The organism is Pseudomonas syringae group sp. J248-6 (genome assembly GCF_032586995.1).
In the GTDB taxonomy this organism is placed as follows: domain Bacteria; phylum Pseudomonadota; class Gammaproteobacteria; order Pseudomonadales; family Pseudomonadaceae; genus Aquipseudomonas; species Aquipseudomonas amygdali.
This window is the reverse complement of sequence record NZ_JAWHOP010000016.1, coordinates 54,031-68,282: the sequence shown is the minus strand read 5'-3', so window position 1 is coordinate 68,282 and position 14,252 is coordinate 54,031. Positions and strand designations below refer to the sequence as shown.

The 14,252-nt window shown below is 55.5% G+C and carries 11 protein-coding genes, 1 tRNA gene and 1 pseudogene; 4 read left to right on the top strand and 9 right to left on the bottom strand.

Annotated features, from left to right (window positions below; all coding sequences use genetic code 11):
- Positions 1–192 precede the first annotated feature (192 nt).
- Positions 193–1,692: an ATPase domain-containing protein gene (locus tag RYC17_RS19605; RefSeq protein ID WP_058400542.1), complete on the top strand. Its 1,500-nt coding sequence runs from the start codon at positions 193–195 to the stop codon at positions 1,690–1,692.
- A complete protein-coding gene (locus RYC17_RS19600) occupies positions 1,682–3,766 on the top strand; it encodes an ATP-binding protein (protein WP_316904176.1) in 2,085 nt (694 codons plus the stop codon). Before RYC17_RS19605 ends, RYC17_RS19600 begins: the two co-directional genes overlap by 11 nt.
- 133 nt (positions 3,767–3,899) lie before the next feature.
- Here the strand turns inward: RYC17_RS19600 and RYC17_RS19595 are convergent, their stop codons facing one another.
- Positions 3,900–4,100 carry a hypothetical protein gene (locus RYC17_RS19595; protein ID WP_058400544.1) on the bottom strand — a complete coding sequence of 67 codons (201 nt, stop codon included), beginning with the start codon at positions 4,098–4,100 and terminating at the stop codon, positions 3,900–3,902.
- 182 nt (positions 4,101–4,282) lie between these two features.
- Positions 4,283–4,780: a hypothetical protein gene (locus RYC17_RS19590; protein ID WP_058400545.1), complete on the bottom strand. Its 498-nt coding sequence runs from the start codon at positions 4,778–4,780 to the stop codon at positions 4,283–4,285.
- A 239-nt stretch (positions 4,781–5,019) separates the two neighbouring features.
- Here RYC17_RS19590 and RYC17_RS19585 point away from each other — a divergent pair, with 239 nt between their 5' ends.
- The gene (locus RYC17_RS19585; RefSeq protein ID WP_058400546.1) at positions 5,020–5,379 is read left to right on the top strand and encodes a hypothetical protein; all 360 of its coding nucleotides are present in this window, start codon (positions 5,020–5,022) and stop codon (positions 5,377–5,379) included.
- 311 nt (positions 5,380–5,690) lie between these two features.
- Here the strand turns inward: RYC17_RS19585 and RYC17_RS19580 are convergent, their stop codons facing one another.
- The 4 genes and pseudogenes from RYC17_RS19580 to RYC17_RS19565 all read right to left on the bottom strand — a co-directional run bounded on the left by RYC17_RS19580 (position 5,691) and on the right by RYC17_RS19565 (position 8,632).
- On the bottom strand, positions 5,691–6,578 hold the full coding sequence (locus tag RYC17_RS19580) for a hypothetical protein (protein ID WP_144439779.1): 888 nt from the start codon (positions 6,576–6,578) through the stop codon (positions 5,691–5,693).
- A gap of 324 nt (positions 6,579–6,902) precedes the next feature.
- A pseudogene (locus RYC17_RS19575) lies at positions 6,903–7,172 on the bottom strand (integrase); the annotation flags it as partial.
- 144 nt (positions 7,173–7,316) lie between these two features.
- Positions 7,317–7,393 (bottom strand) — tRNA-Met (locus tag RYC17_RS19570).
- A gap of 117 nt (positions 7,394–7,510) precedes the next feature.
- Positions 7,511–8,632 carry a J domain-containing protein gene (locus RYC17_RS19565; protein WP_316904174.1) on the bottom strand — a complete coding sequence of 374 codons (1,122 nt, stop codon included), beginning with the start codon at positions 8,630–8,632 and terminating at the stop codon, positions 7,511–7,513.
- Between the two features lie 338 nt (positions 8,633–8,970).
- Between RYC17_RS19565 and RYC17_RS19560 the strand changes: the two genes are divergently transcribed.
- Positions 8,971–11,028 (top strand): methyl-accepting chemotaxis protein, encoded by a 2,058-nt coding sequence (locus RYC17_RS19560; protein WP_058400551.1) that lies wholly within the window; start codon positions 8,971–8,973, stop codon positions 11,026–11,028.
- Positions 11,029–11,093: 65 nt separating this feature from the next.
- Here the strand turns inward: RYC17_RS19560 and RYC17_RS19555 are convergent, their stop codons facing one another.
- The 3 genes from RYC17_RS19555 to gmd all read right to left on the bottom strand — a co-directional run bounded on the left by RYC17_RS19555 (position 11,094) and on the right by gmd (position 14,249).
- Positions 11,094–12,206, bottom strand: a complete 1,113-nt coding sequence (locus tag RYC17_RS19555; RefSeq protein WP_316904172.1) for a glycosyltransferase family 4 protein — start codon at positions 12,204–12,206, stop codon at positions 11,094–11,096.
- Between the two features lie 115 nt (positions 12,207–12,321).
- Positions 12,322–13,218 (bottom strand): GDP-mannose 4,6-dehydratase, encoded by an 897-nt coding sequence (locus RYC17_RS19550; RefSeq protein ID WP_316904170.1) that lies wholly within the window; start codon positions 13,216–13,218, stop codon positions 12,322–12,324.
- On the bottom strand, positions 13,218–14,249 hold the full coding sequence (gene gmd, locus RYC17_RS19545; protein ID WP_122281293.1) for a GDP-mannose 4,6-dehydratase: 1,032 nt from the start codon (positions 14,247–14,249) through the stop codon (positions 13,218–13,220). The genes RYC17_RS19550 and gmd overlap by 1 nt, the downstream gene beginning before the upstream one ends.
- Between the last annotated feature and the right edge of the window lie 3 nt (positions 14,250–14,252).

The following is a 14,252-nucleotide window of genomic DNA, read 5'->3' as shown; positions in this document are numbered from 1 at the left end:
ACAGTGCGAATAAACTGCGGAATATAGCGTCATTGCATATTCACGAGAGCTATCGATTTTAATTGACGAAATCTTTTTTCGCTTAAAGTTCAATTTATTTTGAAAAAGGTTCATCTGCCAATGGCGCAGCTTTGAGGGGAGCCCCATACTGCAGGGCCTGCACGTGCTCTCACATTATTCCTTGAGGCTAAAATGAAGCTACCTCGCCCGATTGTCTCAACTGGCAATGCCGGATTTGACTCGATCCTTAAAGGTGGTCTGCCAAACAACAGGCTTTATTTACTCGAGGGCACGCCTGGAGCAGGCAAGACGACGCTGGGTCTCCAGTTCTTGCTCGATGGGGTCAAGGCCGGCGAGCCTGTCTTGTACATCACGCTTTCAGAAACCAGCGAAGAGCTTGAAAGCGTCGCTCACTCACATGGCTGGTCATTAAACGGCATTGATTTGTTCGAGTTTTCCTCAACGGAGGAAGTGCTGGGCGATGAGTACGAGCAGTCTATCCTGCATCCGTGGGAGGCGGAGCTGGGCGATACCATCAAGCTTATTCAGCAGCGAGTCGATAAGCTTCAGCCCAGGCGGCTAGTCTTCGACAGCCTTTCCGAGATGCGGCTTCTGGCTCAGGATCCTCTGCGCTATCGTCGCCAGGTGTTGGCGCTCAAGCAATATTTTGCAGGTCGGGATATCACGGTCCTGCTTGTGGACGATCTCACGAGTTCCACAGGTGAACGAGATAACCATCTTCACAGCTTATGCCACGGTGTGATCACGCTTGAGAGACTGACGCTGGATTTCGGTGCTGCCCGCAGACGACTTCAGGTGCAAAAACTACGAGGCGTTGATTTCGTTGCAGGCTTTCACGACTTCACGATTCGCAGAGGCGGGTTGGAGGTGTATCCGAGGTTGATTGCGGCCACTCACCATGTCCCATTCAAAGCGGAGCCTGTGCCTAGCGGTGTGAAGGAACTGGATGACTTGTTGGTCGGTGGCCCGCTCAGGGGAACCAGTACCTTGGTCACAGGGCCTGCTGGCTCTGGAAAGACCACCGTAACCCTTGCCTATCTGGCGGCAGCCTGCGCACGAGGTGAAAAATGCACCATCTACGAATTCGATGAGCGCATCGCTACGTTGATCTCCCGGGCGGACAGCATGGGCATGGAGCTAAGTCGCCACGTATCGAGCGGTCAGTTGCTCATTCAACAAATCGATCCTGCCGAGATTTCTCCCGGGGAATTTGCGTGGCGGGTTCGCACAGAGGTCGAAGAGCGCGGCAGTACCATGATCGTTGTTGATAGCCTTAACGGCTACATGGCGGCGATGCCGCAGGAACAGCAACTGATCTTGCAGATGCACGAGTTGCTTTCATACCTGAGCCAACTGGGTGTCGTTACTTTCTTGATCAACCCTCAGCATGGTCTGGTAGGGTCGATGTCAACCAACCTGAATATTTCCTATGTCGCGGACTCTGTCATCCTCATTCGCTTCTTCGAGGCGCAAGGGCGTCTGCGCAAAGCCATCTCTGTTCTGAAACACCGTACCGGAGCCCATGAGGACGCGATTCGCGAACTCCGGATTGACTCCAAGGGTATTCGTGTCGGTGCACCATTAGTCGATTTTCGCGGCGTCTTGACGGGTACTCCAGAGTATTTCGGTGCCAACCTTCCGCTGATGGAAGAGCGAAAGCGTGGCGACTGAACAATTATCTGAAAGCAAGACCCTGATGGTTGTGGCGCCGTTCAAGGGCGATGCGATCAGCCTTGGTAAACTGCTCGGCGATATTTACCCCGTTCAAGCCCACCACGACCTGACCTCGCTTTCAATTGCCCTGGGTGAAAGCACCGGCCTGGTGATACTCACGGAAGAGAGCCTTTCCGGGGATGTGCTGAGTTTCGGAAACGCTTTGGACCTGCAACCGGGATGGTCGGAGATCCCTGTCATCTTGCTCGCGTCGAATAAAGGGCGTTCTGGGCGAGACACCGAGATGGCCAGGCGCAGGCTGCCAAAATCGGCAGGACATGTAATCGTTCTGGAGCGCCCTCTCAGCTCGGCCTCGTTATTGAGCGCGATCGCCGCAGCCTGGCGAGCACGTGAGCGTCAGTTCGAGATGCGCCAAAGTCTCATTCAATTGGCTGAAGAACGAACCCGGTTGCAGATCCTGCTCGAAAACATCCCGGTTGGAGTGTGCTTCATGGACACTCAAGGGACCTCCCTGGTGAGCAATCCTTTGTATCGCCAATATGTGCCAGAGAATGTGATCCCTTCCAGGCAGCCAGATGGTGCCGCACGGTGGGTAGGGCTCGATGCGCAAGGTCAGCGTCTGGAGCCCGTCATGTTCCCAGGCGCCAGAGCATTGAGAGGGGATGCGGCAACCGGCGTGGACTTTTATCATCGCCAGGATGGAGGTGGGGAGTCATGGATGCGTGTCAGTGCTGTGCCTCTGTATGACGAAAAGCACCACATAATTGGTGCGGCCTCCGTCATCGTCGATATCAACGATGAAAAACAGGCTGAGCTGAATTTACGCAGGTTCAATGAAGAACTAGAGGTTCAAGTCAAAGCCAGAACGCAAGAGCTGAACGCTGCGGTTGAGCAGCTCAAGGCCGAGAGTGAAGAGCGAGCCCGCGCCGAAGAGCAGTTACGACAGTCCTTGAAGATGGAAGCCGTAGGTCAATTGACCGGCGGAATCGCTCACGACTTCAATAATATGCTGACCGGGGTGATCGGCTCGCTTGATCTGATCAAGCTCCGAATGGCCCGGGGGCGATTTGAGGGCGTTGAGCGATTCATGGACGCCGCACTCGTTTCAGCCCAAAGGGCCGCGTCACTCACTCATAGATTGCTGGCGTTCTCCCGACGCCAGTCCCTTGATGAAAAAGCGGTGTCGGTCAATAAACTCATCAACGCTCTTGCCGACCTGCTGCAGAAAACAGTCAATGAAAAAATCATTATCAGGTTCGATTTGAGTCGCGAAGATCCCTGGATTTTTGCAGACGCCAACCAATTGGAAAACGCCGTACTCAATTTGGTGATCAACGCGCGAGACGCCATGCCGCATGGCGGTGAGTTAACCATTGCTACGTGCGTGGAACAGGACGATCAGGACGACCCTTTACGGCATGTGTGCGTGCAGGTGCGCGATACAGGGCATGGTATTCCCAAGGATATGCTGGATAAGGTAACCGAGCCTTTCTTCACAACCAAGCCTATTGGTCAAGGCACAGGCTTGGGACTATCGATGGTTTATGGGTTTACCAATCAAAGCAATGGACGTCTTTCAATCGAAAGCACAGTCGGAGTCGGAACGACTGTTTCAATCTGTTTGCCCAAACATAAGCAAGTTGAATCGGACCCACCGTTTACTTCCCCGGAATTCAGCACGGGGCAGGGCCAGGTTATTCTTCTGGTCGAAGATGACGACTCTGTGCGTTTGATCAACCAAGAGGTTCTGGAGGAGCTTGGATACCGGGTTCACGTCGCACGTGACGGCGAAGAGGCCTTGAGGGTTTTCAACGACCTGGAAAAAGTTGACTTTCTGCTCACGGATGTCGGGTTGCCAGGAATGAACGGTCGTCAACTGGCCGAAATTCTCCAACAATTCAGGCCGCGCCTGCCGGTTTTATTTCTGACAGGGTATGCGGAGGGCGCGTTGACCAGGGCTGACTTTCTCGGCCCCTATATGCAGCTCCTGACGAAGCCCTTCACACTGGAGTCGCTTGCCATCAGGGTGGCGAGCATGCTGGAAGGCGATGTGAGTGCGGTTCTGGAGTAGGCGTTCCGGCAGAGGTCTGTAGTCAGTCGGTGAACATGCCTCGTGTGGGCCTGAATATCGGACCTTGCTGGCTGATACTTTCTACACGCTCTCCAATCTATCACCTCCAGGAGGGGCTGTCGGCGCGCCCAGCCTACGGCTTGAAATACAGCGCCAATAACCATAGCGGCAGTCCAAGCACTACGGAGGCTGCGATCAGCAGAATAAGACCCTGAACAACATATCTCCACCGATGCAGCGTCGTCCCTTCGGGCGCGTCCCTGGCATCCTTCCAAAAGTCCAGAAGCTCGAAAATTCTGAGGAGCTCAAGAAGATCAAAGATATTCACCATCATTGCCGAGCGTCCTTAAGACTACCTATTTGTATGTCACGCCAGATGCCCCGGGCTATCTATCATGCGCTCGGACAATTGGCCCGACTTTAACCCTGTCTGCGTGCCGGTCAGTCGATGCCGGATCGAAAAATAATCCCGTCATAGACCTCATTCGCATGGCTGCAAGCTAAATCCCGCCAGGATTATTTCTCAAGCGGAGGCCCTAAACGCTTTAGTGGCCATTTGATTACCGTAGTCGGCGGCGGCATCATATCGTCCGCCCCCATTTCCACGCTCATGATCGTATAGCTCTTGATCGTCAGTTCAAGCGTGTCACCATCAAAGCGACCAGAAAACTTCTGAATGAATGTATTAGCCAGCATGCTGGCGCTAGCAGGGGTTACGAATTTTCGTTCACCCGTTAGCTCATTGCCCTGACGGCTATATGCAGTCGGATGATCCCAGCCCGGGTGTTCATGTTTGTAGTAATCTATTCGTTTCAAGACTGTTTCCATGTCCTCTCTGGTGCGCCACCACTGGAAGTGGGCGTCATCCTGAAACAACACGTAAACACTGTAGTGAAATTGATCGGGCACCTCGCGTTCGGCATACCACAGGCCGGGCGGGGCGGAGGTGGTGGTAGTTGTACCGCAACCAGTTAGGGCGAGGATAAGAATCGCTATTGCATGGATTATTTTCATTTTTTCCATCCTTGGTGGAAGGGTATTCCAATTACTGAGCAGCTCGCATCAGGAGCCTTCAGGAACAGGGAGGCTGACGTTTCATTTCGGTATGGCAGCTGGCTACTCTGTTACGCGCCACGAAACGTGAGCAAGCCAAATCGTGGCGTGGATGGTTGAAAGCGATTTTTTGCTGGGTGATATCATATTGCCTGCATTAATATTGCAATTCAATCTTGGATGATGGGCAGCGAAACTACATGAAGACGGAACAGGTTGGTGAAGTGGCTGCTGTGGGTGTAGGCGCTGCAGCTGGTGCAGGTCTTGGAGCCGCTTATGGCGTAGGTGTAATAGGCGTTGCGGCAGCAGAAGCAGCAGCGGCCGCAGCTGTAGCTGCCGGGGCATCAGCAGCAGCGACAACGGCAACTATTGCGGCGGCGGGGGGAGGCGCGATCGCTGCGGGCGGGACAGGAATGGCCGGTGGCGTGGTGGCCATAGCAGGCACGGCGGCGGGCACTGCGGTACTCCCTATTGTTGCTTGCGCTGTTGGCGGTGCAGCTATTCTCGGTGGAATCGGCTGGGGCAGTTACAAGCTTGGCAGAAAGCTCCTGAAAAAATAAGAACACTGCGATGTTTGCTTGCTGCGGTTCGCATGCGTAGCTCGGACGACGATTGTCTCCGAGATGCGTCCAGCTCTGAGCGCATCTCAGTTGCAAATGATGCTGCACCTGACATCCCATTTTGGTACGGCAGAAACAAGAAAGCCCGCACGAGGCGGGCTTCTTGTTGAATGACAGGCTTCAGTTGAAATCTGTCATTCGGTACTTGGTGGTACACAGTCATTTGTATTCGAGCCTTTAGGCCTTTATTTTGACGGGCTTTATGGTTCGCTGACCCAGTACGCACCATCAGATTTTGCAGTCGCTCCCAGCTAGCCCCGGGGTGGGTAAGTCATGGTCGCCAGCAGCCCGCAGATCAAGCGATGATCATCTACATGAAAAATCGATGGGTCCCCCTCATCCTGATGGCCTAGGAAAAAGATGTAAGGCCGGTCCTTGCTACCGTCTTTCTTGGCATCTATACCCTCCTGCCGAACTACCTCAAGTTCATTTGTCACCATAGTACGCTTTGCGTTCGACCAATCGGCCCAGGAAATCTGGACTTTATATGGTTGAACGTACCGTTTAGCATCCGTTCCCCATTCCCCGGCTGATAGGGTTATTAGAAGGTTGTCCTCATCATCTTCAGCCCTGGCCCAACTGAGCTCGCCGTAGAAGATTTTTTGTGAAGGTAGGTGCTCGATACCTTTGCCTCTAAGTTTTTTGAACACGTGCTGGTAGGTCGTTGCCTCGACCCCAGGTATTTCCAGCGAGAGGTCCCGGTCGTATGGGAAGTTGATGAAAGCGCGGCAGATCCGTCTAATGCTTTGCGCGGATCTACGTCCCTGAGGACGCGCCTCTCCATTGCCTGATGAGCCCGTCCCGCCAGACCTGGTCGCCCCCGATGACAGCGGTGAAGCAATGGGATCAACAATCGGTCGCTCATCCCTAAGGACCAGGCGCGCCGGAGACAAAGCGGAGCTTGTCTCTAGCTTGTTGCGCACAGAGCCTTTTTTTCCACTTGCGACGGCTTTTTCATCACCTTCAATATCGCAGCCCTGCATGTGCTTCTTGCCGTGGGGGCTTCGAAAATGGGGGCGCTGCAAATTTGTCTTCAGATAGGAGGCCGGGTAAACCGTCAGCTCACAACCTCGACAGATGTAGCCGTACTTGTCGACCTCCGTCAAAAGCCACAAGTCTTCAGCGTCTACGACATCCATGGTAATTCTGTTCCGCGCAGACTCCATTATCTCTCCTTGCCCTGTCTTTTCTAAGATTATCGTCGTCAGCCGTTCCGCAAGACCAGATGGCTAATACACGAAATCGAACACATTGCGGGCTTACATGTCCAGTGTCCAAACTGATGCACAGTTCGCTCCTGTCCACTTGGTGCATCAGTTCACCAAACCGTTGAACCGATCTCTGCCAGTCTCTCGGCGGCTGCGTCCCACTCATCTTGAAGGCGCTCTGTTGCGAGTGATGCTGTCGAACACGATATGTTCGTCGACTGTATCAAGCTCGTTTGCAAGGGCCGCCATCATCGATACGTGGCGCTCTAGGGCGCCCCTAACACGCTTTGCAGTTACGGCATCCCACGACGCAATGCGTAAGGTATGCCATTCCCTAGCGAGCGCTTCAAAGGTGTTATTGTTCGCTTCCAGTTCAGTCGCTTGCCGGGCCTGCTGGGTGGCCGTCATGTTTTACGCGGAAATAAAGGCTATTACCGTCCTGCTACCTGTATTGCTTGGTGTCCGGTTCAAGGCCGGCCAGGATGGTATCAGGCAGGAGCGGCGCTTTATCTCGGAGCGCTTCATCGCTCTGGTTCTGTTTTTCACAGGGAGTACACGGTGGGAAGGTATAAGGGGAGACAGGGGTGGACAGCCAGAAACAAGAAAGCCCGCACGAGGCGGGCTTCTTGTTGAATGACAGATTTCAGTTGAAATCTGTCATTCGGTACTTGGTGGCTACACAGGGACTTGAACCCCGGACCCCAGCATTATGAATGCTATGCTCTAACCAACTGAGCTATGTAGCCAAGTGGCGCGCATTATTCGCGGAGAACGCATATGTGTCAAGCGTTGTTGTGAAAAATAATTGCGTGCGATCAACCGGTTAGCTGGCTGCCCTCGCGTAAGGCACGTTTTTCGGGCTTTTACCGGAACAGGGTGTCCAGCAGCTCCAGATCATCGAATTCTTCTACCCGCTCCAGCATCTCTGCCATGTCGCGCTGATCCCTGAGCCAGGCTTTAAGGCTTTTCGGGTCAGTCAGTGCGTCCAGTTCATCCTGCGCGTCGTCGAGGTGTTCACGTATGGCCTTGAGCTGCTTCGCACATTTTGCATTGACCGTCTTGGGCCTGATGTCCTCATAGGGATCCATCAGGAATTGTTCCCTGATCAGCATTTTGCGGTCGTGGATCTCGTCTTCCAGCTCTCTGAGTTGTTCGCTCAGGATACGGTTGAAGTGCTTCAGGCGTTTGTCGGTGATGTTATCGATATGCGTCTGGTCGATCTGCTCGATCTCCATTTGCATCTGCAGCAGCGCCAGCAGGTTGTCATTTTCGTACGCTTCGTTGACCCGTTGCATGAGCGCCGTTTTCCGCTCGCGCTCATCGGCATCCTGCTCGCGGTCCGGGTGCAGTGCGCTGGCCAGTTTGCGGTAGATTTCGCGCAATGACTGGCTGCCTTCTGCCTCTTCCTGTTCACGGCGTATCTCGCTGGCAGTGGGTTTCCTCGGCTTTTGGGTGCTTTGCGCCTGTTCGGCCTGCTCGCGCAGTTTCTCTTCAATGTGCTGGGTCACATCATCTATGGAGTTCAGGTCGACATCGTCTCCCAGTTCCACGCCTAGCTCTTCTTCCAGTGAGGACTTGAGCAACTGGTTTTGCAGGCGCTCATCCTCGTCGTAATCGCTGCCGGTGTATTTGAAGTAGAGCTGCTTCAGTTCTTCATCGTGTTCGCCGCCCATGAGCGACATGGTCATGACACAGATGATCTCCAGTAACGTGGCTCTGTCTTTCTTGCTCAGGCGGAACTGATCGAAGGCCACGTCGAGCAAGCGCAGCTTGGTAATTTCGTTTTCGGCCTGCTCGCTGAGCATCGGGACCAGCTCTTCGACCCAGAGCTTTTCGCATGTTGTTGAAATAACGAGCCATTGCTGCAGAAGTTTGCGCCTGGCTTCGAGCTTTTCCATCAACGTGTTGAATTTCTTCTGACCGGCGCTCAGTTGAGGCCTGGACGGTTGCGCGACGATACGCGGTGAGGCGGGCGGTGTGGTCATGGCAAGACCTCCTTGACGAGGGGACCGCTAGGACAGGTTCAATCGGTTTGCCGAAGTTTACGTTTCCAGTGCCCTGTTCGGGATGAATATTGTGCTGCCCTGAAAGAACCTTTCCAGCCTCGTGTACGGTCCGGTTCTTGCTTCAGTGTCGGTGATACGTCAATTGCTGCGCCATATGGTACGAAAACCCATCATCGGCCGTGCTTTTCGTACCAATGTGAGGCGACACGTATCGCCATTGAAACAAGAACATGGCATTTTGCTGTTAGCGTTTTTTTAAAAAAAGCATCGCCTCTGTTTGCTCAGATCCGGCAGGTGTTCACGGGGAGTCGCAGGACATGAACAGTCTTCTGTCACCAGGCATGCGCCTGATGGGACATTTTGGTTTTGCTCGCAAGTTTCAGGTCTTGTTCCTGCTGTTCATGTTGCCGCTGGCGGGCAGCGCATGGGTCATCACCAAGGAGTACAGCAACAAGCTCGATGTCATTTCCGGAGAGCAATCGGGCGTGCGTCAGTTGCTGGCGCTTGATGATCTGAACATTGAACTGGCTGCCCAGCGCGACCATGCCGCACGCTGGAAAGCTGCCGACATTCTGCGCGAGCCGACCCCGGCTGCGAAGGCTGCGATGGCCAACGTCGATGCAGGCATCCCGCGTATCACCAAAGCCCTGGAGGGCGTTGATGCCGCATTGAAGCGGGAAAACGCGCCTGCCGACACGATGAACCGTTTCAAGGCGCTTCAGGCGGCAGTCACCGGTCTGGACACTGCGTCATTGCGTACGGTGGGCTGGTGGCCCGATGGTTACGAGCGCTTCACGACGGTGCTGAACCTGGTTCAGGCGCTGCGCGAGCAAATCGCAATGGACAGCGGGTTGATTCTCGACCCGTGGCTTGAAACCTACATGCTCATGCAGCTTTCCACCCAGCAAGTACCGGATCTGATCGAGCGTATCGGCCGCCTGTCGAGTGTGGGCCAGACGTCGGTGGCGTCGGGTCAGTTCAGCCTGCAGAGCCGCTTGCAGATGCGCGATCTGCGCGGTCGTATCGATGACTCCAAGGATCAGATGCAGAAGGCTGCCAGCCTGCTGTTATCCAAACTCCCCGAGCAGTTGCAGCCTTGGGCCGACAAGTACGCTGCGGTCAAGCAAGTGCTGGAAACCGAACTGAAGGTCATTGATGACGGGGTTTTTGGCGGCAGCATCAAGCTCAAGCCGGAAGAGTTTGAAAAGAGCATCGACACCTTGACCGGCAGTACGGCGGATCTGCGCAGGCAGTCGCTTGATGCGCTCAATGGTCGCCTCGATTACTACCATGAAACCTCCAATATGGAGTTCATCCCGATGGCGGTGATCTTCTGTGTTCTGGTGATCATGGCTATCTATCTGTTCGCCTGCCTGCAATCCTCGATTCGTAACAGCGCCAGCGGCATTACCACGCTGGCTGAATCCATGCGTGACGGCAATCTGTGTGTCGAAGTGGCTGTGCAGGGGCGTGACGAGCTTGCCGCTATCAGCAGGGCGCTCAATGTCGCGGTTGTGCAGCTGCGTACCAGCCTGCTGGGCGTCAATCAGGAGACCGTACGCGTCGGCGATGCAGTGCTAACGCTGAATGCCCAGTCCAGCGGGACGCTGACCGAGGTCGAAGACCAGCAACAGCAGATCAGCCAGATCGCTGCGGCAGCAACCGAGCTGGCCGCTACTTCTCAAGGTGTGGCCAGAAGCTGTGAGCAGGCATCTGAAAGCGCAAGGCATACCCGGCGTATCGCCGAGCAAAGCAGCCAGGACAGCCAGCGCACCACCGACAGCATCCAGCAGCTCAATCAGCGCCTGACCGAAACCGCCGCTGCCCTGGGCCGGGTCAGCGAGCAGGGTCAACAGATTCAATCGGTGGTGGACGCCATTCGCGGTATCGCTGAGCAGACCAACTTGCTGGCGCTCAACGCTGCGATCGAAGCGGCGCGGGCAGGTGAGCAAGGGCGCGGGTTCGCGGTGGTTGCTGATGAAGTGCGCAGCCTGTCGCAACGTACGCAGGCCTCGACCGCTCAGATCGCCGGGACGGTCGACAGCTTGCGCTCCACCGTGACTCAGGCGGTGAACCTGATGGAAGCCGCCTGCGGACAAGCCGTCAACGATGCGCAATCGGTAACCGGCCTGGGTGTTCGTCTGGGCGAAATCGCCACGGCAGTGCAGGGCGTTGCCGATACGCTGGCGCAAATATCGACGGCCGTGGAAGAACAAGCCTCGACCGCCGACGAGGTCAGCAGCAACATCCAGCAGGTCGATCAGGCAGCCGGGCGTTTGCTCGAAGGTGCGCGAGCGGTCAATCAGGCGGCGGATACCCTGAGCCAGGGCAGCCGGGCGTTGAATGACAATACGGCGCGGTTCCGGTTGGGGTGATGCATCGCGCTATCATTGAAAGGCCCCGATGATGGGGCCTTTTCATTGAATGGCGCGAGAGGCATTCACTTCAGCAGGTCTTGATAAACCTGCACGGTTGACGCGCACATTCGCTCGGCAGTGAATAGCTGCTGGAACCGTGCAAAAGCGTTTTTCCCGAAACCTGAAGCTTCGTCCGGGGCTTCCCACAAGCGACGCATCGCTTCGCGCAAGGCCAGCGGATTTTCTGGTGGTACTGCCAGGCCGGTTTCTTCGTCAATGTTCACGTAGGTAGTGCCCGTGCCAATCTCGCAGGAGATCATCGGCTTGCCATACATCGACGCTTCAAGCAGCGAGATACCGAACGCTTCCGAGCGCAAGTGGGAAGGGAAGACCAGCGCGTAACACATCTGTAGCAGGCACGCCTTGTCTTCATCATCCAGTCGGCCGAGAAACAGCACATTGCGTAGCTGCAGCTTCTCGGCCTGCGCTTTGAGCTCTGCCTCCTGAGGCCCGCCACCCAGAATAACCACCGGGTAATCAACGCCCTCCAGAGCACTGAGCAAGGTATGGAGGCCTTTGTAATAACGCAGCACACCGACGAACAGGAAGAACCTGGCGGGCACACGCTGCTGCCATTCTACTCGCTTCTGACTCGGGACCAGCGGATACGCCGACTGATCAAGCCCGTAAGGAACGACCACCGTCTTGTCAGCGAAAGGCTTCAGGGTTTCGCTGGTCCGCAAGTAATTGGGCGAGGCCACCAGAATGCGGTCCATGCGCTTGAGAAACTGGTTCATCAGCGGGCCGTACAGCTTCAGCAATGTGCGCTGCTTGATGATGTCCGAGTGATAACTGAGCACCGTCGGTCTGCCATGACCAGTGGCGAAATGCACAAGATCCATCAATGGCCACGGAAAATGAAAGTGAACCAGATCAGCCTCTGCGGCCATTTCCCTAAATTGACTGAAGACCCTGGCGGAAAAGCCGGTAGACGCCAGATTGAAGTTCTCCTTCACCCGCGTGACCTGATGGTCGCCGACCTGGAGGCGAGCGGGGGAGGGAGACGGACTTAGCGTCAGCACCTGACTTTCCACATCGAAAGCCCGGCAGCCTTGTGCGAGCTGGAAAATGACCTGTTCTATCCCGCCTGTCGTGTCCGGGTAGTAGGTTTTGAAGAAGTGAAGAACCTTGATCATCGTCTGCCTGATTCAGCCATGCGTGCTGAGTCTTTCACCACGGGCTTTAAGGGTGTTTAAAAAGGAAAGGCCTGTCTACCGGGTAGACAGGCCTTATTTTGTAACTGCCAACGATTCAATCGGCACGCAACATCCAGCCAAGGGTTTCGCGAAGCGGCGGGGTCTCCCAGTCGTGGACCAGCGCTCGCAGGCGAGCGTTGTTACCACACAGGGTTTTGACCTCGTTGGCCCGGACAAACGCAGGGTTTACCTGAACGTCTATATGCTGACCAGTGATCTCTCTGCACATGTCGATCACCTCACGTAGCGAGTGCGTCACACCGGAACTGACGTTGATCGTCTGTCCCACCGGGCAGGCTTCCAGCAGGCCACGGTAGGCACTGACAACCGCACGCACATCGCTGAAGTCACGCCACACATCAAGGTTGCCCAGCTCGATAGTGCTGGCCTTGCGTGTGAAGTGCGAAACGATCTTGGGCAGCAGAAAGTTTTCTGCCTGCCCGACGCCGGTGTAATTGAACGGCCTGGCAATGACGATGGGCAGTTTGGCATGCCAAAGGCTGGCCATATATTCCATCGCCAGTTTGCTCACGGCGTAGTCATTGGCCGGCGCAGGCTGAGTTGTTTCATCCAGCATGCCGGATGAAGCATTGCCATAGACATTGGCGCTGCTCGCCAGCAACACGCAGTCAGGCACCTTGCCGCAGGCATCAATGGCGTCAAGCAGGTTGCGGGTGCCTATCAGGTTGACCTGATAGAACGCGTCCGCTGCGCCATGCCCGACGAATGCCAGCGCCGCAAGGTGCACAACGATATCCGGCTGAGTGTCTGCCAGCAGCGTGCGAAGACCGGCCACGTCTGCCAGATCCACTTGATAGTAGCCAGGGCTGTCGGAAGGCTGGCTGCCGACACCCAGGACTTCACAGCCCTGGGCGGCAAGCTCGGCCGCCATGAAGCGGCCCGTGAAGCCGTTGATTCCGGTGATCAGGGCGCGCTTGCCGGCAATACTCATCAGAACGAAAAGCCTTTTTCATTTCGACGCAGATCCGCTTCAACCATCATGCGGCACAGTTCTTCCAGGTTGGTCTTGGGCTCCCAGCCCAGAACGTCCTTGGCTTTCGCAGGGTTACCGATCAGCAGTTCCACCTCGGTAGGGCGGTAGAACTTCGGATTGACCGAAACCAGCACTTTGCCAGTCGCTTCACAAATACCTTTTTCCGACTCGGCTTCGCCTTCCCACTTGATGGTCACGCCAGTGGCCTTGAACGCCATGCTGACGAAGTCACGTACGGTTTCAGTGCGGTTGGTCGCCAGTACAAAGGTATCCGGCTCGTCAGCCTGCAGCATGCGCCACATACCTTCGACGTACTCCTTGGCAAAACCCCAGTCGCGCTTGGCGTCCATGTTGCCGAGTTCGAACGACTCGATCAGGCCCAGTTTGATCTTGGCAACCGAATCGGTGATCTTGCGGGTAACGAACTCACGGCCACGAAGTGGTGACTCGTGGTTGAAGAGGATGCCGCTGGTGGCGAAGATGTCGTACGACTCGCGGTAGTTGATGGTCATCCAGTGAGCGTAGAGCTTGGCGACGCCATACGGACTGCGTGGGTAAAATGGAGTGCTCTCTACTTGCGGGATTTCCTGGACCTTGCCGAACATCTCGGAAGTCGAGGCCTGATAGAAGCGGATCTTCGTGTTGACGATACGGATGGCTTCCAGCAGGTTGACCGCCCCAATGCCGGTGATTTCGGCAGTGGTCAACGGCTGTTCGAACGACACACCCACGAAGCTTTGTGCCGCGAGGTTGTAGACCTCAGTAGCGCCAGTGGTTTGCAGCAAGCGAATGCTGGCAGACAGGTCAGTCAGGTCATACTCGACGAGATGCAGATTAGGGTTGTTCTGAATCCCGAGCTCTTCTATACGCCAGAAATTGACGGAGCTGGTACGGCGGTAGGTGCCGTAAACGGTATAGCCTTTTTCGAGCAGCAGCTCAGCCAGGTAAGCGCCGTCTTGACCAGTAATGCCGGTAATGATTGCTTTCATGCT